Annotated in this window: 25 protein-coding genes and 1 other RNA gene; 21 read left to right on the top strand and 5 right to left on the bottom strand. The window is 60.0% G+C overall.

Annotated features, from left to right (window positions below; translation table 11 throughout):
* Window positions 1-42 precede the first annotated feature (42 nt).
* Entirely contained in the window at window positions 43-1,137 is a 1,095-nt protein-coding gene (gene zapE / locus AC54XV_RS21680; RefSeq protein WP_003406046.1) for a cell division protein ZapE, read from the top strand.
* A 113-nt stretch (window positions 1,138-1,250) separates the two neighbouring features.
* Here the strand turns inward: zapE and AC54XV_RS21675 are convergent, their stop codons facing one another.
* Window positions 1,251-2,156 carry a GlxA family transcriptional regulator gene (locus tag AC54XV_RS21675; RefSeq protein ID WP_161632426.1) on the bottom strand — a complete coding sequence of 302 codons (906 nt, stop codon included), beginning with the start codon at window positions 2,154-2,156 and terminating at the stop codon, window positions 1,251-1,253.
* 495 nt (window positions 2,157-2,651) lie between these two features.
* On the opposite strand from AC54XV_RS21675, the gene rplM reads away from it, so the two are divergent.
* The 4 genes from rplM (at window position 2,652) to AC54XV_RS21655 (ending at window position 4,823) form a co-directional block, all read left to right on the top strand.
* A complete protein-coding gene (rplM, locus tag AC54XV_RS21670) occupies window positions 2,652-3,080 on the top strand; it encodes a 50S ribosomal protein L13 (protein ID WP_002555065.1) in 429 nt (142 codons plus the stop codon).
* Window positions 3,081-3,094: 14 nt separating this feature from the next.
* Window positions 3,095-3,487 carry a 30S ribosomal protein S9 gene (gene rpsI, locus AC54XV_RS21665; RefSeq protein ID WP_002555064.1) on the top strand — a complete coding sequence of 131 codons (393 nt, stop codon included), beginning with the start codon at window positions 3,095-3,097 and terminating at the stop codon, window positions 3,485-3,487.
* Between the two features lie 281 nt (window positions 3,488-3,768).
* Window positions 3,769-4,386: a glutathione S-transferase N-terminal domain-containing protein gene (locus AC54XV_RS21660; RefSeq protein ID WP_003406040.1), complete on the top strand. Its 618-nt coding sequence runs from the start codon at window positions 3,769-3,771 to the stop codon at window positions 4,384-4,386.
* 17 nt (window positions 4,387-4,403) lie between these two features.
* Window positions 4,404-4,823 carry a ClpXP protease specificity-enhancing factor gene (locus tag AC54XV_RS21655; protein WP_003313571.1) on the top strand — a complete coding sequence of 140 codons (420 nt, stop codon included), beginning with the start codon at window positions 4,404-4,406 and terminating at the stop codon, window positions 4,821-4,823.
* Between the two features lie 59 nt (window positions 4,824-4,882).
* Here AC54XV_RS21655 and AC54XV_RS21650 read toward each other — a convergent pair whose 3' ends face one another.
* The 4 genes from AC54XV_RS21650 to AC54XV_RS21635 all read right to left on the bottom strand — a co-directional run bounded on the left by AC54XV_RS21650 (window position 4,883) and on the right by AC54XV_RS21635 (window position 8,398).
* Entirely contained in the window at window positions 4,883-5,461 is a 579-nt protein-coding gene (locus tag AC54XV_RS21650) for a BON domain-containing protein (protein WP_003406039.1), read from the bottom strand.
* Window positions 5,458-6,051, bottom strand: coding sequence for a phosphoheptose isomerase (locus AC54XV_RS21645; RefSeq protein WP_003418801.1), 594 nt, complete (start codon window positions 6,049-6,051; stop codon window positions 5,458-5,460). The genes AC54XV_RS21650 and AC54XV_RS21645 overlap by 4 nt, the downstream gene beginning before the upstream one ends.
* Before the next feature lie 161 nt (window positions 6,052-6,212).
* Complete coding sequence (locus AC54XV_RS21640; RefSeq protein WP_024638357.1) at window positions 6,213-6,587, bottom strand: YraN family protein; 375 nt, start codon at window positions 6,585-6,587, stop codon at window positions 6,213-6,215.
* Window positions 6,584-8,398, bottom strand: a complete 1,815-nt coding sequence (locus AC54XV_RS21635) for a penicillin-binding protein activator (RefSeq protein WP_011268851.1) — start codon at window positions 8,396-8,398, stop codon at window positions 6,584-6,586. The genes AC54XV_RS21640 and AC54XV_RS21635 overlap by 4 nt, the downstream gene beginning before the upstream one ends.
* A gap of 280 nt (window positions 8,399-8,678) precedes the next feature.
* On the opposite strand from AC54XV_RS21635, the gene rsmI reads away from it, so the two are divergent.
* From rsmI to ftsA, 16 genes are all read left to right on the top strand, one after another.
* Complete coding sequence (gene rsmI, locus AC54XV_RS21630; RefSeq protein ID WP_024641908.1) at window positions 8,679-9,548, top strand: 16S rRNA (cytidine(1402)-2'-O)-methyltransferase; 870 nt, start codon at window positions 8,679-8,681, stop codon at window positions 9,546-9,548.
* 85 nt (window positions 9,549-9,633) lie between these two features.
* An RNA gene (gene rnpB, locus AC54XV_RS21625) (RNase P RNA component class A) lies at window positions 9,634-9,991 on the top strand.
* Window positions 9,992-10,298: 307 nt separating this feature from the next.
* Entirely contained in the window at window positions 10,299-10,754 is a 456-nt protein-coding gene (mraZ, locus tag AC54XV_RS21620) for a division/cell wall cluster transcriptional repressor MraZ (protein ID WP_003406034.1), read from the top strand.
* A gap of 2 nt (window positions 10,755-10,756) precedes the next feature.
* Window positions 10,757-11,698, top strand: a complete 942-nt coding sequence (gene rsmH / locus AC54XV_RS21615) for a 16S rRNA (cytosine(1402)-N(4))-methyltransferase RsmH (protein WP_003406031.1) — start codon at window positions 10,757-10,759, stop codon at window positions 11,696-11,698.
* The gene (gene ftsL / locus AC54XV_RS21610; RefSeq protein WP_003340690.1) at window positions 11,695-11,988 is read left to right on the top strand and encodes a cell division protein FtsL; all 294 of its coding nucleotides are present in this window, start codon (window positions 11,695-11,697) and stop codon (window positions 11,986-11,988) included. Before rsmH ends, ftsL begins: the two co-directional genes overlap by 4 nt.
* Window positions 11,988-13,715, top strand: coding sequence for a peptidoglycan D,D-transpeptidase FtsI family protein (locus tag AC54XV_RS21605; RefSeq protein ID WP_010427469.1), 1,728 nt, complete (start codon window positions 11,988-11,990; stop codon window positions 13,713-13,715). The genes ftsL and AC54XV_RS21605 overlap by 1 nt, the downstream gene beginning before the upstream one ends.
* Window positions 13,715-15,178 carry a UDP-N-acetylmuramoyl-L-alanyl-D-glutamate--2,6-diaminopimelate ligase gene (locus AC54XV_RS21600; protein WP_024638353.1) on the top strand — a complete coding sequence of 488 codons (1,464 nt, stop codon included), beginning with the start codon at window positions 13,715-13,717 and terminating at the stop codon, window positions 15,176-15,178. Before AC54XV_RS21605 ends, AC54XV_RS21600 begins: the two co-directional genes overlap by 1 nt.
* Window positions 15,171-16,541, top strand: a complete 1,371-nt coding sequence (locus AC54XV_RS21595; RefSeq protein WP_058398859.1) for a UDP-N-acetylmuramoyl-tripeptide--D-alanyl-D-alanine ligase — start codon at window positions 15,171-15,173, stop codon at window positions 16,539-16,541. Before AC54XV_RS21600 ends, AC54XV_RS21595 begins: the two co-directional genes overlap by 8 nt.
* Window positions 16,541-17,623 (top strand): phospho-N-acetylmuramoyl-pentapeptide-transferase, encoded by a 1,083-nt coding sequence (mraY, locus tag AC54XV_RS21590; protein ID WP_003313553.1) that lies wholly within the window; start codon window positions 16,541-16,543, stop codon window positions 17,621-17,623. The genes AC54XV_RS21595 and mraY overlap by 1 nt, the downstream gene beginning before the upstream one ends.
* A gap of 5 nt (window positions 17,624-17,628) precedes the next feature.
* Window positions 17,629-18,975 carry a UDP-N-acetylmuramoyl-L-alanine--D-glutamate ligase gene (murD, locus tag AC54XV_RS21585; RefSeq protein ID WP_058398860.1) on the top strand — a complete coding sequence of 449 codons (1,347 nt, stop codon included), beginning with the start codon at window positions 17,629-17,631 and terminating at the stop codon, window positions 18,973-18,975.
* Window positions 18,972-20,186, top strand: a complete 1,215-nt coding sequence (gene ftsW, locus AC54XV_RS21580; RefSeq protein ID WP_003406017.1) for a putative lipid II flippase FtsW — start codon at window positions 18,972-18,974, stop codon at window positions 20,184-20,186. Before murD ends, ftsW begins: the two co-directional genes overlap by 4 nt.
* A complete protein-coding gene (gene murG, locus AC54XV_RS21575) occupies window positions 20,176-21,246 on the top strand; it encodes an undecaprenyldiphospho-muramoylpentapeptide beta-N-acetylglucosaminyltransferase (protein WP_003406015.1) in 1,071 nt (356 codons plus the stop codon). Before ftsW ends, murG begins: the two co-directional genes overlap by 11 nt.
* Complete coding sequence (murC, locus tag AC54XV_RS21570) at window positions 21,239-22,699, top strand: UDP-N-acetylmuramate--L-alanine ligase (protein ID WP_003406013.1); 1,461 nt, start codon at window positions 21,239-21,241, stop codon at window positions 22,697-22,699. Before murG ends, murC begins: the two co-directional genes overlap by 8 nt.
* The gene (locus AC54XV_RS21565; RefSeq protein WP_003406011.1) at window positions 22,696-23,655 is read left to right on the top strand and encodes a D-alanine--D-alanine ligase; all 960 of its coding nucleotides are present in this window, start codon (window positions 22,696-22,698) and stop codon (window positions 23,653-23,655) included. The genes murC and AC54XV_RS21565 overlap by 4 nt, the downstream gene beginning before the upstream one ends.
* 3 nt (window positions 23,656-23,658) lie before the next feature.
* The gene (locus tag AC54XV_RS21560) at window positions 23,659-24,528 is read left to right on the top strand and encodes a cell division protein FtsQ/DivIB (RefSeq protein WP_003395370.1); all 870 of its coding nucleotides are present in this window, start codon (window positions 23,659-23,661) and stop codon (window positions 24,526-24,528) included.
* A gap of 14 nt (window positions 24,529-24,542) precedes the next feature.
* The gene (ftsA, locus tag AC54XV_RS21555) at window positions 24,543-25,799 is read left to right on the top strand and encodes a cell division protein FtsA (RefSeq protein WP_003364017.1); all 1,257 of its coding nucleotides are present in this window, start codon (window positions 24,543-24,545) and stop codon (window positions 25,797-25,799) included.
* The last annotated feature ends 74 nt before the right edge of the window (window positions 25,800-25,873 follow it).

The raw sequence follows: 25,873 nt of genomic DNA, 5'->3' as shown, positions 1-25,873 counted from the left end.
CGCTACAGTGACGACCCGTTTTTGTTGCCTTGCTAACGAATTATGACGCCCCTAGAACGATATCAAGCTGATCTGAAACGCCCGGACTTCTTTCACGATGCCGCTCAGGAAAACGCTGTGCGTCATTTGCAGCGCCTGTACGACGATCTGATCGCCGCTCACGACAGCAAGCCCGGCCTGTTCGGCAAACTGTTCGGCAAGAAAGAGCAGACGCTGGTCAAGGGGCTGTACTTCTGGGGTGGCGTAGGCCGCGGCAAGACGTATCTGGTCGATACGTTCTTCGACGCGCTGCCGTTCCAGGACAAGGTCCGTACGCACTTCCACCGCTTCATGAAGCGCGTGCACGAAGAGATGAAGACCCTCAAGGGCGAGAAAAACCCGCTGACGATCATCGCCAGGCGTTTTTCCGACGAGGCGCGGGTCATCTGTTTCGACGAATTTTTCGTCTCCGATATCACTGATGCCATGATCCTCGGCACGCTGATGGAAGAGCTGTTCAAGAACGGCGTGACGCTGGTGGCGACTTCCAACATCGTTCCGGACGGTCTGTACAAGGACGGCCTGCAGCGGGCGCGTTTCCTGCCGGCCATCGCGCTGATCAAGCAGAACACCGACATCGTCAACGTCGACAGTGGCGTCGATTACCGTCTGCGGCATCTGGAGCAGGCCGAACTGTTCCACTTCCCGCTCAACGAAGTTGCACAGGAAAGTCTGCGTAAAAGCTTCAAGGCACTGACGCCGGATTGCGCAGAAACCATCGAAAACGATGTGTTGATGATCGAAAACCGCGAGATCCGTGCGCTGCGCACATGTGACGATGTGGCATGGTTCGACTTCCGTGAGTTGTGCGACGGCCCGCGCAGTCAGAACGACTACATCGAGCTGGGCAAGATCTTCCATGCCGTGCTGATCAGCGGTGTCGAGCAGATGGACGTTGCCACTGACGACATCGCCCGACGCTTTATCAATATGGTCGACGAGTTCTACGATCGCAACGTCAAGCTGATCATCTCGGCCGAGGTTGAATTGAAGGACCTGTACACCGGTGGCCGCTTGATGTTCGAGTTCCAGCGCACCTTGAGCCGTCTGCTGGAAATGCAGTCCCACGAGTTCCTCTCGCGGGCGCACAGGGCCTAGTCGCTGCGGCAAGTTTCAAGCTGCAAGCCGCAAGCTAAAAGCCCAGGCTCTTGCAGCTTGCAGCTTGCAGCTTGCAGCTTGCAGCTTGCAGCTTGCAGCTTGCAGCTTGCAGCTTATAGCTTCTCCCTCTGACTCTCGAACTGTTGCCGGTACTGATTGGGTGACAGCTCGGTGTGCTGGCGGAACAGTCGGGCAAAGAAGCTGGCGTCGTCGTAGCCCACTTCGTAGCTGATGGTCTTGATGCTCTTGCGCGTCCCCGAGAGCAATCCCTTTGCCGTTTCGATCCGCAGCCGTTGCAGGTAATGCAGCGGCTTGTCGCCTGTGGCGGTCTGAAAGCGGCGCATGAAATTGCGAATGCTCATGCCGTGCTCGCGGGCCACGTCTTCAAAACGGAACTTGTCGGCAAAGTGCTCTTCCAGCCAGTGCTGAATCTGCAGAATGACCACGTCCTGATGAAGCTTCTGACCGCCAAAGCCGATTCGCCCCGGCGAGTACGTGCGCCGCACTTCATAGAGGATGTCGCGGGCGACGGCCTGGGCGACATTGGCGCCGCAGAAGCGCTCGATCAGATAAATGTACAGATCGCAGGCTGAGGTCGTGCCGCCCGCGCAATACACGTTGTCGGCGTCGGTCAGGTGCTTTTCCTGATTGAGCAGGACCTTGGGATAGCGCTCGGCGAATGCGCTGAAAAAGCGCCAGTAGGTCGTCGCTTCCTTGCCGTCCAGCAAGCCGGCTTCGGCAAGCCAGTAGACACCGGTGGCTTCGGCGCAGAGTACGGCACCGTTGGCGTGCTGCTCGCGCAACCACGGCAGGATCTGTGGGTAACGCTGGCAGAGGGTTTCAAAATCGTCCCAAAAGGCCGGGATGACGATGATGTCGCTCTGGCACAGCGCGCCGTCGACCGGCAGGGTGACGTCGCTGAAGCTGCTGACCGAAAGCCCGTCCGGGCTGACCAGGCGCGTTTCGAAGGCGGGCACCAGGCCGTGGCCCAATTGCTTGCTGTAGCGCAGGCTCGCCAGATGGAAGAAGTCCTTGGCCTGCATGACGGTCGAGGCAAACATCTTGTCCGTGGTCAGGATGCTTACGCGGCGCAGAAGAGTGGCGTGTCGGATCGGCATAGTCGTTATTCTTATATGGGTAAATGGTCAAGCAACGGCTGGATCGTCTTATTTTTTGCCAAAACTGTCCAGCCTCGTTACGTGGGGCTCCTTGGCAGGGTACCCATGATGGCTTTGTGCTAAGGGGGGTAAATATCCGCCAATCCACGCCCCGCAGGCAATAAACAGAATGTGAACAAAAAATCCGGTTGAGGTTATTTTTACAGTCTGTATAATCCGCCAGCTCTTTGCAGTGGAAGTGATGCGCCGTCTGCCGAAGAATCTTGCCGTATAACGGACGCGCTGACCCGAGCCCCCGATAGCGTCTGTTTCCGGCTGCCTTTGACTTGTCAAAGTACGCACTATTCAGTAAGATCCGCCGTCTAATTTTCAGGGCGGCCCCTGAGGCTATAAAGAATGAAAACTTTTACTGCTAAACCGGAAACAGTTAAGCGCGACTGGTTCGTCGTCGACGCTGCTGGTCAGACCCTGGGTCGTCTGGCCACCGAAATCGCGAGCCGTCTGCGTGGCAAGCACAAACCGGAATACACTCCGCACGTTGATACCGGCGACTACATCGTCGTGATCAATGCCGAGCAGATCCGCGTTACTGGTGCCAAGACCACCGACAAGATCTACTACTCACACTCCGGTTTTCCGGGCGGGATCAAGTCGATCAACTTCGAAAAGCTGATCGCCAAAGCTCCTGAGCGCGTGATCGAGACCGCGGTCAAAGGCATGCTGCCTAAGAACCCGCTGGGTCGCGACATGTATCGTAAGCTGAAAGTCTATGCGGGCGCTGTACACCCTCATACTGCTCAGCAGCCCCAAGAACTGAAGTTTTAACGGAATAGTTCATTATGTCGGCGACTCAAAATTACGGCACTGGCCGTCGCAAGACCGCAACCGCTCGCGTTTTCCTGCGTCCGGGTACTGGTAACATCTCGATCAACAACCGCTCCCTGGACAATTTCTTCGGTCGCGAAACTGCCCGCATGGTAGTTCGTCAGCCGCTGGAACTGACCGAGACAGTTGAAAAGTTCGACATCTACGTCACCGTTATCGGTGGCGGTGTAAGTGGTCAGGCTGGCGCAATCCGCCACGGTATCACTCGCGCTCTGATGCAGTACGACGAGACACTGCGTGGCGCTCTGCGTAAAGCAGGCTTCGTGACTCGCGATGCTCGTGAAGTTGAACGTAAGAAAGTCGGTCTGCGTAAAGCGCGTAAGCGTCCGCAGTACTCGAAGCGTTAATACGCTCTTCGTTCAAAGAAAGAACGTCCATCCCCTCGCGGGGCTGGGCGTTTTTTTATGGGCGTGTGTTTTACGGTTAAGGTGTTTTTGGGCTGCTCGTTTTACGTCGATATTGTGAAATTTATCCGCCTGTCGACGAAGATTACGGAATTTACATCGCGTAAATGAGCTATCTTGTGGCCCGCGACGAACACCTGTCCTGTTGCGTTCATTATCGGATGCGCCCTTGAAGCGCGTTCGTTCGTCTGTCCGATAAATTTTAACAAGCGAGGAGGATCGCCATGGGCGTGACCAACCGGTTGGCCTGCTACTCCGACCCCGCCGACCACTATTCTCATCGCGTACGCATTGTGCTCGCCGAGAAGGGTGTCAGCGCCGAAATCATTGAAGTGGTGGCAGGTCGTCATCCGCCGCAACTGATTGAAGTAAATCCGTACGGCAGCGTGCCGACCCTCGTCGATCGTGACCTGGCGTTGTACGAGTCGACCGTGGTGATGGAGTATCTGGATGAGCGCTATCCACATCCGCCTCTGCTGCCCGTCTATCCGGTTGCCCGTGCCAATAGCCGTTTGCTGATCCATCGTATCCAGAGAGACTGGTGCGGCCTTGTCGACCTGATTCTGGACACGCGCAGCAAAGAGCCTGCTCGTGTTCAGGCGCGCAAGGAGCTTCGCGAGAGTCTGGCCGGGGTTTCCCCGTTGTTCGCGGAAAAAGCTTTTTTCATGAGCGACGAGCTAAGTCTCGTTGACTGCTGTCTACTCCCCATACTCTGGCGTTTGCCAATTTTGGGTATTGAATTGCCGCGGCCTGCCAAGCCGTTGCTTGATTACATGGAGCGCCAATTTGCGCGTGAGGCTTTTCAGACGAGTCTGTCTGCTGCCGAACGTGAAATGCGCTAAGGCTTAAGGAGCCGTTGATGAACTCCAGTCGCCCTTATCTTGTTCGTGCTCTCTATGAGTGGATCGTCGATAACGATTGCACCCCGCATGTGCTGGTCAATGCGGATTACCCGTCGGTGCAGGTCCCGCAAGGGTTTGCCAATGACGGGCAGATTGTCCTGAATGTTTCGCCCAGTGCCGTGCGTCATCTGCATATGGATAACGAAGCGGTCAGTTTCGAAGGCCGCTTCGGCGGTGTGCCGCACACGCTTTATGTACCTGTCGCTGCCATCCTGGGTATTTATGCCCGCGAGAACGGCCAGGGCATGGTTTTCGATCTGGAGCCTTCCATGGAAGAGGGTGAAGAAATCGAGATCGAGATCGAAGACGATACGCCTCCGCCAGACAGCGAACCGCCACGTCCGAGTGGCAGGCCGAGTCTGAAGGTCGTGAAGTAAAAACGGGCAATAAAAAAGGCGATCTTCGGATCGCCTTTTTCATGCCTGTCGGTCACCCGTCAGTCGATGTACTCGAAGAGTTTGACGATCTTCTGCACACCGGAGACGCCCTGTACCAGGTTGGTGGCGCGATTGGCTTCGTCCTGGGTCACCAGGCCCAGCAGGAACACGATGCCGTTCTCGGTCACTACCTTGATGCGCGAGCCGGGGATGGACGCGTCAGCGATCATCTGGCTTTTGATCTTGGTCGTCAGCCAGGCGTCGTTGTTGCGCGCCAGCAGCGAGGAGGGTGCCATCACCTGCAGTTCGTTGTTGACCTTCTTGACGCGCTGAACCGCGCTGGCGGCCTGTTCGGCCATGGCCTTGAGGTCGGCACGCGGTGTCTGGCCCGCCAGCAGCACGATGCCGTTGAAGCTGGTCACAACGATGTGGGAACCGTCTGCGAGGTCAGGGCTGGCCTTGGAGATGTTGACGGCTGCCTTGGTCTCGATCAGCGAGTCATCGATCTTGCTGCCGAAGGTGCGCGTGCCGCGATCATCTTCGATCGGTTTTTCGCGAGTGGCCGTGATCACCGAACTGCATCCGGTGACGCTGAGGCACAGTGTCAGAACCAGTAGGCTGAGACGATTAGGGGTCATTCTTCACTCCCGAACAGTTGGCTGTCGATCAAATCGCAAAGGCAATGGATCGCCAGCAGATGGACTTCTTGTATGCGTGCCGTGACATTGGCGGGTACGCGGATCTCCACATCCTCGGGCAATAGCAGCGAGGCCATGCCGCCACCGTCGCGTCCCGTCAATGCTACGACAATCATTTCGCGATCATGTGCGGCCTGGATGGCCTGAATAATATTCGCCGAGTTGCCGCTGGTGGAAATGGCCAGCAACACATCGCCTGGCTGCCCCAGCGCGCGGATCTGTTTGGAGAAGATTTCGTTGTAGCTGTAATCGTTGGCGATCGAGGTGATCGTCGAGCTGTCGGTGGTCAGTGCAATCGCCGGCAGGCTCGGCCGCTCACGCTCGAAGCGGTTGAGCAGTTCCGAGGAAAAGTGCTGTGCATCGCCTGCTGATCCGCCGTTGCCGCACGCGAGCATCTTGCCCTCGTTGAGCAGGGCATTGACCATGACCTGACTGGCTTGCTCGATAAAGGGTGCTAGGACTTCCATCGCCTGTTGCTTGGTTTCGATGCTGGCCTGGAACAGCCGGCGAATTCGGGATTGCATGTCCATCAATGTGACCTTAATTAGAGCGTACGGCGGCGAGGCGGATGCGCCGGGTTCTCCCGGAAGCTATCCGGCACACAAGGTGTGCAGCCGGCAAAACAAATAGCGAAATCGGTGAGGGCTGTAGCGTATTGCATTCCTGGCTCAGGCTGGGCCGCTGCGCCAGCTCAGCTGTCAAAAGCGCTCTTGATCCAGTTCAGCGGTGCGGCATTGCCAGGCTCGCCTTCAATGGCGATCACGTCGAAACGGCACGGGTGATTGGCCCAGGCCGTTGCGTGCTGCAGAAAAAGCTGTGCGGCCGTGACGAGTTTCTCCTGCTTGCGAAAATCGACGCTTTCCATGGCGCCGCCCCAGCCTGAATGGCGCCGGTAGCGAACTTCGACGAATACTACTGTATCGCCGTCAAGCATGACTAGATCAAGCTCGCCGCGTTTGCATAACCAGTTTTGTTCAATAAGGCGCAGCCCCTGTCGTTGCAAAAACTGCAGGGCGAAGGCTTCAGCCTCGCGCCCTGCTTGCTGGCGGGTGCTGCGTTGCATCAAGGAGCCGTGTCCGGCAGGCGCTGGACCTTGCCGTCGACGAATTCAGCCCATGGCAGCTGGCGTTCGACGCGACGGCCAGGGTTCAGGCTGAGGCTGCCGGACAGCCCGTCAATGCGGCTGTCAGGCATTGCCTTGAGCTGGGCGAGGCGCGGTGCCAGGCGATAGGCGTCGATACCCATCGCATACAGACGACCCAGGCTGCCTGCAGCCTGTGGCCATTGCGCGGTCACTTGCTGGCGCAGCGGGTCTTCGGCGTTCAGCAGCCATGGCGTTTCGCAGAAGCGCACGCCATTCAGGTCCATGTATTGCGCGTGATCGTTGCTGTTGGTGAACAGGTGCGAAGTGGCGTAGACCGGAACGTCACCTGCGTACTGAAAGACCATGGTGGGTTTGATCTGCTGCGCTTGTTGCGGGGTTGCGGCGAGAAACATGAAGTCGATGTCCTGGCGACGGCTTGGCTGAGCGGCGATCTGAGTGCCGGCCGTGCTTTGCAGGCGTTGCGCGCGGCCTTCGCTGTTGCGCAGCTGGAACAGGTCGGCGACCTGCTGTGCCAGTTCTACGGGCTGATCAACGTGCTCTGCAGCGATCAGCGTGCCGCCCTTGGCCTGCCAGCTCTTGCGGAAGGCATCCAGCACGCGGTCGCCCCATTCGCCTTTCGGAACCATCGCTACGGCGCTGCGCTTGCCGTCCGCCCAGGCGCGACGTGCGACCTCGCGGGCTTCGTCTTCGGCGGCCAGGCCGAACTGATACAGCTGGGCAGGGCCTTCATTGCTGGTATCGCTGTAGTTCAGCGCCAGGGTGGTGATAGGCAGCTGCTGACGGCTGTTCAGCTGTTTGACGAGGTTCTTTTCCAGCGGACCGACGACCAGTTGCACGCCAGCGGCTTGAGCCTGACGGTAAAACTCGTCCATCGAGGTGATTCGCGAGCTGTCGAAGACCTGAATGGCCGGCGGATTCTCGCCTGCTTGCTGAGCCTGGAAGTGCGCGGCCATGAAGCCTTCGCGCAATGCCTTGGCAACTGCGGCCAACTGACCGTCCTGCGGCAGCAGCAGGGCGATTTTGGTAATCGGTTCGCTGGTCAGTGCACGCAGCTGCGCGAGGGCAGTAGGCAATTGCAGTGCAGCAGGGTGTTTCGGATTCTGCGCTTTCCAGTTGTCGATGGCAGCCTGTTGCTGCTCAAGCGTGCCTGCGCCCTTGATCGAACGAGCCAGGTTCAGCCAGCCGCCCATATCGTCGGTGGCTGTGCTCTGCAGTTGCTCGGCAGGCAGGGCGGAGACCAGGGTCCAGATCGCGTCATTGTTGGCGCTGGCGTCTGTGCCTTGCAGCAGCGGGCCGGCGTAAACCCGCTCGTTGGCGGCTGCCAGAGCCTGACCATCGGCTTCCAGAGCGCGTGCCTTGACCATGTGAGTGCGAATCTGCTGCTCGACCGACAGTTCGCCAAGGCGCTGCATGCTTGGATGATTCAGGGCGGTCAGCGCTGCCTTGGGTTGATTGCGGCCCATCGCCAGCTCAGCGGACAGTGTGCTGGCGAAAACCTGCAAGCCGGGCTTGAGTTGATCGATTTGCACCTGTCCGAGGATTTGCGCGGCGCGCCCCGCGTCATTCTGGCGGCTGGCCAGATCGGCAGCACTCAAGCGCAGCGTTGCGGCCTGCTCGGGTGTTTTGGCGCTGGCGGCCTGCTCGAGCAATTGCTCGATACTGGCATCAGGGGTTCGAGGCAGCTCGCCAAGGCTGGACGAGGGCGAGCTGGCACAGGCTGCGAGGAGGGCAGCGAGGCAGAGGGCAGAGAGCAGCCGCAGACAAGCGATCATTGGTATGTTCCTGAAACTCGAGCGAATTAACGGGGGATTGTACCCAAGCGCTGGCCGGGGTGCGATGTCGAAGGTATTTAAAGCCGTGATATCAGTCGCGTTAAGGTCATCTGGCGGCCAAATCGTTCAATTCGAGAGGTGCGCCGCGCTTCTTGCTCGGGTCTGAACATGTTTTCATTCCTTTTTTGTCGGCATCCTGACGCGCGAACCGTTCCGCCGGGCCGCAGTCTGTACAATGCATTTTTTCCAAGTGCCTGTTTTAACCTGCGAGGTTTGCGTTTTGACTGTTCCGGTTGTTTCGAATTCCACTTCGGGTTCGCTTTATGTAGTGGCGACTCCTATCGGCAATCTGGACGACATGAGCGTGCGAGCCCTGAAGGTGTTGCGTGAGGTCGCGCTGATTGCGGCTGAAGACACGCGTCATTCCGCACGGCTGATGCAGCATTTCGGCATCTCTACGCCATTGGCGGCCTGTCACGAACATAATGAACGTGATGAGGGTAGTCGGTTCATCACGCGTCTGCTGGCCGGTGATGACGTCGCACTGATTTCCGATGCGGGCACGCCACTGATCTCCGATCCCGGTTACCACCTGGTGCGCCAGGCGCGCGCCGCGGGTGTGCCGGTCGTACCGGTGCCGGGCGCGTGCGCCTTGATCGCAGCGCTGTCTGCGGCCGGGCTGCCGTCGGATCGATTCATTTTCGAAGGCTTTCTTCCGGCCAAGTCTGCCGGTCGCAAGGCCAGGCTTGAGCGTGTCAGGGAAGAGCCGCGCACGCTGATCTATTATGAGGCGCCGCACCGCATCCTGGAGTGTCTGCAGGATATGGAACTGGTCTTCGGTGCTGACCGTCAGGCATTGCTGGCGCGTGAAATAACCAAAACTTTCGAAACCCTCAAGGGTCTGCCTTTGGGTGAGCTGCGGGCGTTCGTCGAATCCGACAGTAATCAGCAGCGTGGCGAGTGCGTCGTGCTGGTGGCTGGCTGGACGCCGCCGGATGACGAGGACGTCATCGGTGATGAGGCCCGCAGGGTGCTGGATTTGCTGCTTGCCGAGATGCCGCTCAAGCGCGCCGCAGCGCTGGCTGCCGAAATAACCGGCGTGCGCAAGAACCTGCTGTATCAGGTGGCGCTGGAGAAACAGAAGGAGTAACACGCTGCGTTTGAAAGGGGCAACCGGGACACGCATGCTATTAAAGCTTGTTCTTGATGGCGTGTGCCGCTAACCTTGTCGGCGGAGAGTCGATTGGACAGTCGCTGCCTCTTGTTGTTCCGCAACAAGGGGGGGAGGAAAGTCCGGGCTCCATAGGGCGGAGTGCCAGGTAACGCCTGGGAGGCGTGAGCCTACGGAAAGTGCCACAGAAAATAACCGCCTAAGCACTTCGGTGCCGGTAAGGGTGAAAAGGTGCGGTAAGAGCGCACCGCACGTCTGGTAACAGTTCGTGGCAAGGTAAACCCCACTCGGAGCAAGACCAAATAGGGTTCCTAGGCGTGGCCCGCGCTGGAACCGGGTAGGTTGCTAAAGACGTCCAGTGATGGCCGTCGTAGAGGAATGACTGTTCTCGACAGAACCCGGCTTACAGATCGACTCTCCACCTTTTTTCTTCCCCTTCGTTTCAAGCAGCAAAACCCCTCCGTAATACCAAAAAAATCTTACAGCTCATAAATTACATTAACTTCGAATCGCAACGATTTGAGTTGCGTGGGATTTATCTGTCGGATCCTTCGCAGAATTACCCTTTTATCCCCAATACCTCTCCTAAATCTCCGAAATGTAAGGGTTTTCCTTAAGACCGTGCCTTGACGGTGTGGTGGGCGCGTTCCTATAGTGTGCGCAAGTGGCAGAAAGTGGCACGAAGTGGGTTTTTTTAGCGCAAAAAGCTAATATTCGGAGAATGCGCCTGTGTTCCGTGGTGCCAATGCGATCAATCTCGATGCCAAGGGTCGTCTCGCTATGCCGAGCCGGTACCGTGACGAGTTGGATTCGCGTAGCGCCGGCCAACTTATCGTGACCATTGATGCCGTTGATCCATGCCTTTGCCTTTACCCGCTTTCCGAATGGGAGCTGATAGAGGCGAAACTTCGTGATCTGGCGACGTTTCGTGAAGAGAACCGTCGTCTGCAAAGGCTTCTGATTGGTAATGCTGTCGATCTGGAGCTCGATGGCAGCGGGCGTTTTCTGGTGCCGCCACGTCTTCGCGAATACGCGAAGCTCGACAAGCGCGTGATGTTGGTGGGCCAGCTCAACAAGTTTCAACTGTGGGACGAGGACGCCTGGAACGCTCTTGCTGATGCTGACCTGGCTGCCATTCAAAAACCTGGCGCGATGCCCGACGAATTACGTGATTTGATCCTGTGACTATGAATAGCGGCTTTACCCACATCACCGTGCTGCTTGAAGAAGCCGTGGAGGCTCTCGCGGTGCGCGCCGATGGCTGCTATCTGGACGGCACGTTCGGACGTGGCGGGCATAGTCGTCTGATACTCAGCCAGCTGGGCCCCGATGGTCGGCTTCTGGGATTCGACAAGGACCCTCAAGCGATTGCCACCGGGCAAGCGCTAGCGGCCGAAGACGGCCGCTTTGTCATTGTGCAGCGCAGCTTTGCCGAATTGGGATCCGAAACTCAGGAACGCGGTTTGGCCGGCAAGGTCAGTGGCATCCTGCTGGATCTGGGTGTGTCGTCCCCGCAGCTGGATGATCCCGAGCGCGGTTTCAGCTTCATGAACGACGGTCCTCTGGACATGCGCATGGACCCCGCCCGTGGCGTAAGCGCCGCCGAGTTCATCGCGACTGCACCGGCTGAAGAAATTGCCCGCGTCTTCAAGGAGTACGGCGAAGAGCGGTTTGCCAAGCGGATGGCCAATGCGGTCGTTGCGCGTCGCGAAGTCCAGCCTTTCGAGCGCACAGCCGATCTGGCAGAAGTGCTCAAGGTCGCCAACCCTGCCTGGGAAAAGGGCAAGAATCCGGCAACGCGTGCCTTTCAGGGCCTGCGTATTCACGTAAACAATGAACTGGGCGATCTGGAAGCCGGCCTTGAAGCGGCACTGGATGCGCTGGAAGTGGGTGGCCGCCTGGTCGTCATCAGCTTTCACTCGCTGGAAGACCGCATCGTCAAGCTGTTCATGCGCAAGCTCGCCAAGGGCGAAGCCGACAACATGCCGCGCAATCTGCCGATCCAGTTCAAACCGTTCGAACCGAAAATCAAAATTCACGGCAAGGCTCAATTCGCCTCGGATGCCGAAACCAAAGCCAACCCGCGCTCGCGCAGTGCTGTCATGCGTGTAGCGGAGAAGCTCAGGTGAGCCGTCTGTTTCTGAAGCCTCTGCCCGGCGGCAGTTTCATTATGCTGCTGCTGTTCATTGCTGTCCTGATTTCGGCGATTGGCGTTTCCTATAGTGCACATTGGAATCGTCAACTGCTCAACTCGCTGTATTCGGAAATGAGCGTGCGCGACAAGGCGCAGGCAGAGTGGGGCCGGCTGATTCTTGAGCAGAGCACCTGGACTGCGCATAGCCGTATCGAAACTCTGGCCACCGAACAGCTGAAGATGCGCATCCCGAGCGCTGCCGAAGTGCGGATGGTGGCGCCATGATGAAACTTGATGGCGCTCTTTATCCGTGGCGTTTTCGCGTAGTCGTGGGGCTGCTGGTGTCCCTCGTGCTCGCCATTTGCTGGCGCATTGTCGACCTGCAGGTCATCGACCATACCTTTCTCAAGGAGCAGGGCGATGCACGCAGCCTTCGGCATATCCCTATTCCGGCGCACCGTGGTCTGATCACCGACCGTAACGGCGAGCCGCTGGCGGTCAGTACGCCGGTGACCACGCTGTGGGCCAACCCGCGTGAAATGCAGCAGGACAAGTCCAAGTGGCCGATGCTGGCCGCAGCGCTGGGCCAGGATCTCAAGGCATTGACCGAGCGTCTGGACTCGCAGGCGAACAAGGAATTCATCTACCTGGTCCGTGGCCTCACGCCGGAACAGGGCCAGTCGGTCATCGATCTGAAAGTGCCCGGCGTTTACGGCATCGAAGAGTTCCGCCGCTTTTATCCGGCCGGCGATGTCACTGCACACATGGTCGGCTTTACCGACCTTGACGACCATGGCCGGGAAGGCGTCGAGCTGGCGTATGACGACTGGCTCGCTGGTGTGCCCGGCAAGCGTCAGGTCATCAAGGACCGGCGCGGTCGACTGATCAAGGATGTTCAGGTCACCAAGAATGCCAAGGCCGGAAAGACCTTGGCTTTGTCTATTGACCTGCGCCTGCAGTACCTGGCGACCCGTGAACTGCGCAATGCCATCGTCGAGAACGAGGCCAAGGCCGGCAGCATGGTGATCATGGACGTCAAGACCGGTGAGGTTCTGGCGATGGTCAACCAGCCCACCTATAACCCGAACAACCGTCGCACCATGGTGCCTGCCGCCATGCGCAACCGGGCCATCATCGACGTGTTCGAACCCGGTTCGACCATGAAGCCGATCTCCATGACCGCAGCGCTGGACAGTGGCCGCTGGAAGCCGACCGACAAGGTCGAGGTTTATCCGGGCACCCTGCAGATCGGCAAATACACGATTCGTGACGTGACCAAGACCGAAGGCCCGATCCTCGATCTGACCGGCATTCTGATCAACTCCAGTAACGTCGGCATGAGCAAGGTTGCGTTTGATGTGGGCGGTGAGGCGATCTTCCGTGCCATGCAGCGCGTCGGTTTCGGTCAGTACACCGGCCTCGGCTTCCCTGGCGAGCGCGTCGGCAACCTGCCCAACTACCGCGAATGGCGCAAGGCCGAAACCGCCACGCTGTCCTATGGCTACGGTCTGTCGGTCACGGCCTTGCAGCTGGTGCATGCCTACGGCGCGCTGGCCAACAATGGCCGCATCGTGCCGTTGACCATCCTGAAAACAGATAAAGAGCCGGAGTCGACCCAGGCCATTCCTGAGAAAACCGCGAAGACCCTGCAAGGCATGTTGCAGCAGGTTATCGAGGACCCACGCGGCGTCTATCGCGCCCGTGTGCCGTCCTACCACGTTGGCGGCAAGAGTGGTACGGCGCGCAAGACGTCCATTGGCACCAAGGGCTATGCGGAAAATTCCTATCGCTCGCTGTTCGCCGGTTTCGGCCCGATGAGTAACCCGCGTTACGCCATCGTGGTTGTCATCGACGAGCCGAGCAAGGGTGGTTACTACGGTGGTCTGGTTTCGGCCCCGGTATTCAGCAAGGTCATGTCCGGCACGTTGCGTCTGATGAACGTGACGCCGGACAACCTTGCGCCACCTGAACAAGTCAACGCCGCACCGGCAGCCAAAGGAGGGCGTGGTTGATGGCCTTTAATCTGAGCAAGATTTTCGCTCACACCGACCGCGATGCGCTGATTCGCGAGTTGACCCTCGACAGCCGCAATGTGCGCCCGGGCGACCTGTTTCTGGCAGTGCCGGGCATCAAGGTCGATGGCCGCGCGCATATCGCCGACGCGCTCAAGCGTGGCGCAGCTGCCGTAGCCTATGAAGTCGAAGGGTCGACCGTGCTGCCGATCACCGACGTGCCGCTGATCCCGGTCAAGGGGCTCGCCGGGCAGTTGTCCGCCATCGCCGGTCGCTTCTATGGCGATCCGAGCCGCAGTCTGAATCTGGTCGGTGTTACCGGCACCAACGGCAAGACCAGCGTGACCCAACTGGTGGCCCAGGCGCTTGATGTCCTCGGCCAGCGTTGCGGGATCGTCGGTACCTTGGGCACCGGTTTCTACGGCTCGCTGCAAAGCGGTCGCCACACCACGCCCGACCCGATTGCCGTGCAGGCGACGCTGACCGACCTGAGAAAGGCCGGTGCGCGCGCAGTGGCGATGGAAGTCTCGTCCCACGGTCTTGATCAGGGACGCGCTACGGCGCTGGCCTTTGATGTGGCGGTGCTGACCAATCTGTCCCGTGACCATCTGGATTATCACGGCACCATGGAGGCCTACGCTGCCGCCAAGGCGAAGCTGTTCGCATGGTCCGATCTGAAATGCCGGGTGATCAACCTGGATGACGACTTCGGTCGTGAACTGGCCGCGGTCAAACAAGAGTCGCGGTTGATCACCTACAGCCAGCTGGACAGTTCGGCCTACCTGTATTGCCGCGATGCGAAGTTCGATGACGATGGCGTGCGTGCCACGCTGGTCACGCCGCAGGGCGAGCATTTCCTGCGCAGCAGCCTGCTGGGTCGTTTCAACCTGAGCAATGTGCTGGCTGCGGTCGGCGCGCTGCTGGGCCTGGATTACGCGCTGGATGAAATTCTCAAGGCGCTGCCGAAACTCGAAGGCCCGGTCGGACGCATGCAGCGTCTGGGTGGTGCCGACAAGCCTCTGGTGGTCGTGGATTACGCGCACACCCCGGACGCGCTGGAAAAAGTACTTGAAGCACTGCGCCCGCACGCCAAGGGCCGCTTGTTGTGCCTGTTCGGCTGCGGCGGTGATCGTGACCGTGGCAAGCGTCCGTTGATGGCTGGAGTGGTCGAGCGTCTGGCCGACGGCGTATGGGTCACTGATGACAATCCGCGCTCCGAATCGCCTGTCAGTATTTTTGACGATATACGCCCTGGCTTCGTTGCTGCGGACAAGGTGCGTTTCATCGAAGGTCGCGGTCAGGCCATTGCCGAGCTGATTGCCAGCGCCAATGCTGATGACGTGGTGGTGCTTGCTGGCAAGGGCCACGAGGACTACCAGGAAATCAACGGTCAGCGGCAGCCGTTCTCCGATTTGCAAGAAGCCGCCAGTGCGCTTGCCGTATGGGAGCCTGCGAATGCTTAAGCCAATGACCTTCCGCGAACTGGTTGTACCACTCGACGCCCGTCTGGTCGGCGGCGACTGCAGCTTTGCCGGCGTGAGCACCGACAGTCGTGGCATCCAGCCTGGGCAACTGTTCGTGGCCCTGACCGGCCCGCGTTTCGACGGTCATGAATACCTCGACCAAGTGGCTGCCAAAGGTGCGGTCGGGGCTCTGGTCGAGCGCGAAGTGCAGGGCACCGCCTTGCCGCAACTGCTCGTGCTGGATACCCGCAAGGCACTTGCCCAGCTGGGTGCCATGAATCGCAATGCGTTCGTCGACCGGCCGGTTGCTGCCGTCACCGGGTCGAGTGGCAAAACCACGGTCAAGGAGATGCTCGCGAGCATCCTGCGCACGCGCGGCCCTGTGCTGGCGACCCGAGGCAACCTGAACAACGAATTGGGCGTTCCACTGACGCTGCTGGAACTGGCTCCCGAATTCACGTCCGCTGTGATCGAACTGGGTGCATCGCGGGTTGGCGAGATTGCCTACACCGTGAGCCTTGCCAAGCCGCACGTTGCGATGATTACCAACGCCGGCACCGCCCATGTTGGCGAGTTTGGCGGCCCGGACAGGATTGTCGAAGCCAAGGGCGAGATTCTGGAAGGTCTCGACGCGGGTGGCACTGCAGTCTTGAATCTGGAAGACAAAGCGTTCCCGATCTGGCGCAAGCGCGCCGGCAATCGCAATGTCCTGACCTTCGCACTGACCGACTCTGCAGCGGATGTGTACGCCAGCGAGCTCAGTCGTGATGCTCGGGGCTGCCCGGCTTTCACCATCAACAGCCCGCTCGGCACCGCCCGGGTTCAGCTGAACCTGCTCGGCACGCACAACGTTTCCAACGCCCTGGCCGCTGCGGCTGCCGGCTGCGCAATGGGTGTGCCGCTGGAAGGGATCGTTACCGGGCTGAACAACGTGCAGCCGGTCAAGGGCCGTGCCGTGGCGCAAATCGCCAGCAATGGCACGCGCGTCATTGATGATACCTACAACGCCAACCCTGCCTCGATCAACGCGGCCGTCGACATCCTCACCGGCTTCACCGGTCGTACCGTACTGGTGCTGGGCGATATCGGCGAGCTGGGCGACTGGGCCGAGCAGGGCCATCGCGAAGTCGGTGCCTATGCCGCTGGCAAGGTGTCGGCGCTGTATGCCGTCGGCCCGTTGATGACTCACGCCGTCAGCGCCTTTGGCGAGCACGCTTACCACTTTGCCAGTCAGGCTGAACTGATTGCGGCGCTGGGCGCCGAGCAGGACCCCGATACCACTTTACTGATCAAGGGCTCGCGTAGCGCTGCGATGGAACACGTCGTGGCTGCCTTGTGCGGTTCTAGCCTGGAGAAACATTAATGCTGCTGCTGTTGGCCGAGTTTTTACAACAGTTCTACAAAGGCTTCGCGGTCTTTCAGTACCTGTCATTGCGCGGGATTCTTGGCGTGCTCACTGCACTGACGCTGTCGCTGTGCCTGGGGCCGTGGATGATCCGCACCCTGCAGATGCGTCAGATCGGTCAGTCGGTGCGTAACGACGGTCCGCAGTCGCACCTGTCCAAGTCCGGCACGCCGACCATGGGCGGGGCGCTGATCCTGTCGTCCATTGGTATCAGTACGTTGCTGTGGGCTGACCTGAGCAACCGTTACGTGTGGGTCGTGTTGCTGGTGACCTTCCTGTTCGGCGCGATCGGTTGGGTCGATGACTACCGCAAGGTGATCGAAAAGAATTCGCGGGGCCTGCCGAGCCGCTGGAAGTATTTCTGGCAGTCGGTATTCGGCCTCTGTGCCGCGATCTTCCTTTACACGACTGCGCCGTCGGCAACCGAAACCACGCTGATCGTGCCGATGCTCAAGGATGTGCGCATCCCGCTGGGTATCGGTTTCATCGTACTGACCTATTTCGTGATCGTCGGCTCCAGCAACGCAGTCAACCTGACTGACGGGCTGGACGGTCTGGCGATCATGCCAACGGTGATGGTGGGCGGTGCTTTGGGCATTTTCTGCTACCTGTCGGGTAACGTTAAATTTGCTGAATACCTGCTGATTCCCTACGTGCCGGGGGCGGGCGAGCTGATTGTGTTTTCTGGCGCGCTGATTGGCGCCGGGCTGGGGTTCCTCTGGTTCAACACGTATCCGGCGCAGGTGTTCATGGGCGACGTCGGTGCGCTGGCACTCGGCGCGGCGCTGGGCACCATGGCGGTGATCGTTCGTCAGGAAATGGTCCTGTTCATCATGGGCGGCGTGTTCGTGATGGAAACCCTTTCAGTGGTCATTCAGGTTGCGTCTTTCAAACTTACCGGCCGCCGCGTATTCCGCATGGCGCCGATCCACCACCACTTTGAACTCAAAGGCTGGCCCGAGCCACGTGTGATCGTCCGTTTCTGGATCATCACCGTGATTCTGGTGCTCATTGGCCTTGCCACGCTGAAACTGAGGTAGAACGAGTGTCCCTGATCGTTTCCGACCGCTTCCGCATTGTCGTGGGACTAGGCAAAAGCGGCATGTCCCTGGTTCGCTTCCTGGCGAACCAGGGCGTGTCCTTTGCCGTGGCCGACACGCGGGAGAATCCTCCTGAGCTGGCGACCTTGCGTCGCGACTATCCGCAGGTGGAAGTGCGTTGTGGCGAGCTGGACGTGGATTTCCTCTGCCGTGCCGATGAGCTGTATGTCAGCCCCGGTCTGGCCCTGGCCACCCCGGCCCTGCAGCAGGCGCACGCACGCGGCGTCAAACTGTCGGGTGACATCGAACTGTTCGCGCGTTACGCGAAGGCGCCGGTGATTGCCATTACCGGCTCGAATGCGAAAAGCACCGTGACCACGCTGGTCGGCGAAATGGCCGCTGCCGCTGGAAAGCGTGTGGCAGTGGGCGGCAATCTTGGCACTCCGGCGCTGGACCTGCTCAGCGATGAGGTCGAGCTGTACGTGATGGAGCTCTCCAGCTTTCAGCTCGAAACCACCGATCAGCTCAATGCTGAAGTGGCGACCGTGCTGAATATCAGCGAAGACCACATGGACCGCTACAGCGGCCTGCCTGCCTACCACCTGGCCAAGCACCGGATTTTCCGTGGCGCGCGGCAAGTGGTGGTCAATCGTCAGGATGCGCTGTCCCGTCCGCTGATTGGCGAAGGCCTGCCGTGCTGGACATTCGGCCTCAACAAGCCCGACTTCCATGGTTTCGGCCTGCGTGAAGAGAACGGCGAAAAGTACCTGGCGTTCCAGTTTGAAAACCTCATGCCGGTGCGTGAGCTGAAAGTGCGCGGTGCGCACAATCAGTCCAACGCGCTTGCCGCCCTGGCCCTGGGGCATGCGGTCGGCCTGCCGTTCGACGCCATGCTCGCCAGCCTGCGTGAATTCACCGGCCTGGAGCATCGCTGCCAGTGGCTGCGCGAGCACGATGGCGTTCATTACTACAACGATTCCAAAGCCACCAATGTCGGTGCCGCACTGGCTGCCATCGAAGGGCTGGGCTCGGATATCGATGGCAAGCTGGTGCTGATCGCCGGCGGCGATGGCAAAGGCGCTGACTTCAGCGGTTTGCGTGCGCCAGTCGCCAGGCATTGCCGCGCAGCGGTACTGCTTGGGCGTGATGCCGAGCTGATTGCCCGGGCATTGGGCGACGCCGTTCCGCTGCTGCGTGTCGATACCATCCAGGCGGCTGTCGAGCACAGCGCCAAACTGGCGCAACGTGGCGACGCCGTATTGCTTTCTCCTGCATGCGCCAGTCTGGACATGTTCAAGAATTATGAAGAGCGCGGACGTGTGTTCGCGCAGGCAGTGGAGTGCTTGTCATGATCTTCGGTGTGATCAAGCCTTATCCATCGCCACTGATCAGCGGGCGCGGCATCGACCTCGATTTCCCGATGCTGGTCGGCTGCCTGGCGCTGCTCGGCCTTGGCCTGGTAATGATTACCTCGGCTTCTTCGGAAGTGGCCGCAGTGCAGTCGGGCAACACGCTGTACATGATGACCCGTCACCTGGTTTATCTGCTGATCGGCCTGGGTGCCTGCGGCGTGACCATGATGATTCCGGTAGCCACCTGGCAGCGCCTGGGCTGGATGATGCTGCTCGGTGCGTTCGGCCTGTTGCTGCTGGTACTGGTGCCGGGAATCGGGCGCGAGGTGAACGGTTCGATGCGCTGGATCGGCTTCGGCGCGTTCAACGTGCAGCCGTCGGAAATCGCCAAGGTGTTTGTGGTGATCTTCCTTGCCGGCTACCTGATCCGTCAGCAGCAGGAAGTTCGCGAAAGCTGGATGGGCTTTTTCAAGCCGTTCATCGTGCTGCTGCCGATGGCCGGTCTGCTGCTCATGGAGCCTGACTTCGGTGCCACCGTGGTCATGATGGGCGCGGCGGCGGCCATGCTGTTTCTTGGCGGGGTCGGCCTGTTCCGCTTCTCGCTGATGGTGGTACTGGCGGTCGCTTCTGTGGTGGTGCTGGTTCAGGCCCAACCTTACCGGATGGCGCGTCTGACCAACTTTACCGACCCGTGGGCCGACCAGTTCGGTTCCGGCTATCAGTTGACCCAGGCGCTGATCGCCTTCGGTCGCGGCGAGTGGTTCGGCGTCGGGCTGGGCAACAGCGTGCAGAAGCAGTTCTACCTGCCGGAAGCGCACACCGACTTCGTGTTCTCGGTCCTTGCAGAAGAGCTGGGCGTCGTGGGTTCGCTGATCACCGTCGCGCTGTTTCTGTTCGTCAGTATTCGCGGCATGTACATCGGCATGTGGGCCGAGCGCGCCAAGCAGTTCTTCGGTGCCTACGTGGCCTACGGTCTGTCGTTCCTGTGGATCGGTCAGTTCCTGATCAACATCGGTGTGAACGTCGGCTTGCTGCCCACCAAGGGCCTGACCCTGCCGTTCCTCAGCTACGGCGGCAGCTCGCTGGTGATCTGCTGCGCGAGCCTCGGGCTGCTGCTGCGCATCGAGTGGGAATCGCGCAACAACATGGGCAGTGAAGAAGCCGAGTTCAAGGAAAGCGACTTCGCCGAGGAGACGCCCCATGGACGCTAATGTGCTGATCATGGCGGGCGGGACCGGCGGGCATGTATTCCCGGCGCTGGCCTGTGCCCGCGAGTTTCAGGCACGCGGCTACAAGGTCCATTGGCTGGGCACGCCGCGCGGTATCGAAAACGAACTGGTACCGCAAGCCGGTCTGACGCTGCACCTGATCAACGTCACCGGTCTGCGTGGCAAGGGCCGCTTGTCGCTGCTCAAGGCGCCTTTGATGTTGCTCAAGGCCCTGATGCAGGCACGCAAGGTCGTGCGTCAGGTGAAACCGGTCTGCGTGGTCGGCTTTGGTGGCTACGTCACCGGCCCCGGCGGTCTGGCGGCGAAGCTGGCCGGCGTACCGTTGATCATTCACGAGCAGAACGCCGTGGCCGGTACCGCCAACCGCAGTCTGGCGTCGTTCGCCAGCCGGGTGTGCGAAGCGTTCCCGAACACTTTTGCGGATTCGTCCAAGCGTCGCACCACCGGCAACCCGGTGCGTGTCGAGCTGTTTCTGGAAACACCGCGTCAGGCACTGGCCGGACGCAAGGCTCGTCTGCTGGTACTGGGCGGCAGCCTGGGCGCGGAGCCGTTGAACAAATTACTGCCCGAGGCGCTATCTCAGCTGCCTCAGGACATCCAGCCCGAAGTCTTTCATCAGTCGGGCAAGAATCATGACGCAGTCACCGCCGAGCGCTATCGCAACGTGGGCGTCGAGGCGCAGGTTGCGCCGTTCATCCAGAACATGGCCCAAGCCTATGGCTGGGCCGATCTGGTGGTCTGCCGCGCAGGCGCATTGACCATCAGCGAACTGGCCGCCGCCGGCCTGCCGTCGTTGCTGATACCGCTGCCCCACGCGATTGATGACCATCAGTCACGTAACGCTGACTATCTGGCTCGCGAAGGCGCAGCCTTCGTCATGCCGCAAGCGACAACTGGCGCCGCCGAGATGGCAGCACGCCTGAAAGAGGTTTTGATGCAACCCGAACAATTGAACAGCATGGCCCGCACTGCACGCAGCCTGGCCAAGCCTGATGCAACCCGCACCGTCGTCAACGTCTGCGTGGAGGTGGCCCATGGTTGAGAATCAACGCGCCATGCCACAACCTGAAATGCGCCGTATCCGTCGTATCCACTTCGTCGGTATCGGCGGCGTAGGCATGTGCGGGATCGCCGAGGTGTTGTTGAACCTGGGCTACGAAGTCTCGGGCTCCGACCTGAAGGGCTCGGCCGTGACCGAACGCCTGGAATCGTTCGGCGCGCAGATTTTTGTCGGCCATCGTGCCGAGAACACCATCGGTGCCGACGTGCTGGTGGTGTCCAGCGCCGTCAACACCTCCAACCCGGAAGTGGCCACTGCCCTGGAGCGTCGCATCCCGGTCGTACCGCGTGCCGAGATGCTCGCCGAGCTGATGCGTTATCGCCACGGCATCGCCGTTGCCGGTACGCACGGCAAGACCACCACCACCAGCCTGATCGCCTCGGTGTTCGCTGCTGGCGGCCTGGACCCGACCTTCGTGATTGGCGGCCGTCTCAACGCCGCAGGCACCAATGCGCAGCTGGGCACCAGCCGTTACCTGATTGCCGAAGCTGATGAAAGCGACGCCAGCTTCCTGCACCTGCAGCCTCTGGTCGCAGTGGTCACCAATATCGACGCCGATCACATGGCGACCTACGAAGGCGACTTCAACAAACTGAAGAAGACCTTTGTCGAGTTCCTGCACAACCTGCCGTTCTACGGGCTGGCGGTGATGTGCATCGACGATCCGGTGGTGCGTGAAATTCTGCCGCTGGTCAAGCGTCCGACTCTGACCTACGGCTTCAGCGAGTCTGCCGATATACGCGCAATCAATGTGCGTCAGGACGGCATGCTGACCTTCTTCACCGTACTGCGCCGCGACCGCGAGCCGCTGGATGTGTCGGTGAACATGCCCGGCAATCACAACGTACTCAACTCGCTGGCGACCATCGCCATTGCCACCGATGAGGGCGTCAGCGACGAGGCCATCGTTCAGGGCCTTTCCGGGTTCCAGGGCGTCGGTCGGCGCTTCCAGGTTTACGGCGAGCTGCCGGTCGATGGTGGTCACGTGATGCTGGTCGATGACTACGGTCACCACCCGCGCGAAGTCGCTGCGGTTATCAACGCTGTGCGCGGCGGCTGGCCTGATCGTCGTCTGGTGATGGTTTACCAGCCACACCGTTTCAGCCGCACCCGTGACCTGTACGACGACTTCGTGCAGGTCCTGGCCGAAGCCAATGTTCTGTTGTTGATGGAGGTCTACCCGGCCGGTGAAGAGCCTGTTCCCGGTGCGGACAGCCGCAACCTGTGCCACAGCATTCGTCAGCGCGGCCAACTGGACCCGATCTACATCGAGCGCGGTGTCGAGCTGGCGCCGTTGGTCAAGCCGTTGCTGCGTGCCGGCGACATCCTGTTGTGTCAGGGCGCCGGTGACATCGCTGGTCTCGCACCGCAGTTACTCAAAAGCCCGCTGTTCGCCGGTGCCAAAGTGGCCTCCACCGAAGGGAAGCTGAAATGACAGCCGTTGCCCAGTCGTCCCTGCGCTCGACACTCGAGCCGAAAAGCTTCGGCCGTGTCGCCGTGCTCTTCGGTGGCAAGAGTGCCGAGCGTGCGGTCTCGCTGAACTCGGGTAATGCCGTGCTCGGCGCGTTGCTCGAGGCTGGTGTGGATGCGTTCGGCATCGATGTGGGCGATGACTTCCTGCAGCGACTGGTCAGCGAGAAAATCGACCGTGCCTTTATTGTTCTGCACGGACGCGGCGGTGAAGACGGCACCATGCAAGGCCTGCTGGAATGCCTGGAAATCCCTTATACCGGCAGTGGCGTACTGGCTTCTGCGCTGGCGATGGACAAGTTGCGCACCAAGCAGGTCTGGCAGAGTCTCGGCCTTGCTACACCGGCGCATGCCGTTCTTGAAAACGAGAGTGATTGTATTTGCGCGGCGACGGAACTGGGCTTGCCTTTGATCGTCAAACCGGCCCATGAAGGTTCAAGTATCGGTATGGCAAAGGTGAACAGCGTCGATGAATTGATCGCCGCCTGGAAAGCCGCCAGTACCTACGATTCGCAAGTATTAGTCGAACAATGGATTCAGGGACCTGAGTTCACTGTGGCGTCTCTGCGTGGCCAGGTGTTGCCTCCCATCGGCCTGGGCACTCCTCACAGTTTTTATGATTACGATGCCAAGTACCTGGCGTCCGATACCCAGTATCGGATTCCGTGCGGACTTGGCGATGCGCAGGAACAGGAACTCAAACAACTTGCAGCACGTGCTTGCGAAGCCATCGGCATTGCAGGGTGGGCGCGCACGGATGTCATGCAGGACGCACAAGGCAAGTTCTGGTTACTGGAAGTCAATACTGTACCGGGCATGACCGATCACAGTCTGGTGCCTATGGCGGCCCGTGCGGCAGGTCTGGATTTTCAACAACTGGTGTTGGCGATCCTGGCCGACAGCGTTCAGGCGAGGGGTTAAGGCATGTACGGCCCGTCGACACGTCCTCAGCCACCTGCACCCGGCCGCAACAAGCCGGTGCCGCGCGGCGCCAGCCGTATGGTGGCCAAGGAGCCCTTGTCGGCGCGCCTGCCCAAGGCCAACTTCAGTTTTCTGAAGCGTCTGCTCTGGCCCGTGCTGTTGGTGGTTCTGGGCTTCGGTACTTATGAGGCAGCACAGCGTCTGCTGCCGTACGCCGACCGCCCGATCACCCGCATCAACGTGCAGGGCGATTTGAGTTACATCAGCCAGCAGGCTGTGCAGCAGCGGATTGCGCCTTATGTGGCGTCGAGCTTTTTCAAGATCGATCTGGCGGCCATGCGCACCGAGCTTGAGCAGATGCCATGGATCGCGCACGCCGAGGTCCGTCGTGTATGGCCGGATCAGGTAGTGATTCGTCTTGAAGAGCAATTGCCGGTTGCCCGTTGGGGCGATGAAGCGCTGTTGAATAACCAGGGGCAGGCTTTCACACCGCGTGAACTGTCCAATTACGAACATCTTCCCCAGTTGTTCGGCCCGCAGCGGGCCCAGCAGCAGGTGATGCAGCAGTATCAGGTGTTGAGTCAGATGTTGCGCCCGCTGGGCTTCTCCATCGTGCGCCTGGAACTGCGCGAGCGTGGCAGCTGGTTCCTGACAACAGGTGCCGGTAGTGCTGGCCCGGGTATCGAATTGTTGCTTGGACGCGACCACCTTGTCGAAAAAATGCGCCGCTTCATCGCGATTTACGACAAAACGCTGAAAGACCAAATAACGAATATCGCGCGCGTCGACTTGCGTTACTCCAACGGCCTTGCGGTCGGTTGGCGCGAACAGGCAGCGCCGGCGACGGAAAAACCCGCCGTCGCGAAGAATTGATAAGAGGCAGGACCATGGCAAATGTGCAAAGCGGCAAAATGATCGTCGGGCTGGATATCGGTACCTCCAAGGTGGTGGCACTGGTAGGCGAAGTCGCGGCCGATGGCTCGCTGGAAATCGTGGGTATCGGTACCCATCCCTCCCGCGGCCTGAAAAAGGGCGTGGTGGTGAATATCGAATCGACCGTGCAGTCGATCCAGCGCGCAATCGAAGAAGCTCAGCTGATGGCCGGCTGCCGTATCCACTCGGCATTCGTGGGCGTTGCAGGCAGCCACATTCGCAGCCTGAACTCGCACGGCATCGTGGCGATTCGTGATCGCGAAGTCAGCTCTGCGGACCTGGAGCGTGTGCTCGATGCTGCTCAGGCGGTGGCCATTCCTGCCGACCAGCGCGTGTTGCACACCCTGCCTCAGGATTACGTGATCGATAACCAGGAAGGCGTGCGTGAGCCCCTGGGCATGTCCGGCGTACGTCTGGAAGCCAAGGTCCACGTGGTGACCTGTGCAGTGAACGCGGCGCAGAACATCGAGAAGTGCGTACGTCGCTGCGGTCTGGAAGTCGACGACATCATTCTCGAGCAGCTTGCCTCGGCGTATTCCGTGCTGACCGATGACGAGAAAGAACTGGGTGTCTGCCTGGTGGACATCGGTGGCGGCACCACCGACATCGCGATCTTCACCGAAGGCGCCATTCGCCACACGGCGGTCATTCCGATTGCGGGTGATCAGGTGACCAACGACATCGCCATGGCGTTGCGCACTCCGACCCAGTACGCCGAAGAAATCAAGATTCGTTATGCCTGTGCGCTGGCCAAGCTGGCCGGTGCAGGCGAAACCATCAAAGTGCCGAGCGTGGGCGACCGTCCACCTCGCGAGCTGTCGCGTCAGGCCCTGGCCGAAGTGGTAGAGCCTCGTTACGACGAGCTGTTCACCCTGATCCAGGCCGAACTGCGCCGCAGCGGCTACGAAGACCTGATCCCGGCCGGCATCGTGCTGACCGGGGGCACAGCGAAAATGGAAGGTGCGGTCGAACTGGCCGAGGAAATCTTCCACATGCCGGTCCGCCTGGGCGTACCGCACAGCGTCAAAGGGCTCGCTGATGTCGTGCGCAACCCGATCTACTCAACCGGCGTAGGCCTGTTGATGTACGGGCTGCAAAAACAATCGGATGGCATTTCGCTGTCCGGGATTGTCGGCAACAGCAGTTACAGCGACGAAACCAAGGCACCGGTGCTTGAGCGTATCAAGCGTTGGGTGCAGGGAAATTTCTAGGTTTCAACGTTCAACGGTTTCACAGCTTCAGATTCAGGGCTTCACCAGCAGTATCGGCAGGCAGTAGGCAAAAC

The organism is Pseudomonas fragariae (ex Marin et al. 2024) (assembly GCF_059621105.1).
Note: the sequence above shows the minus strand (reverse complement) of the source record. Positions and strands in the feature narration are given on the sequence as shown.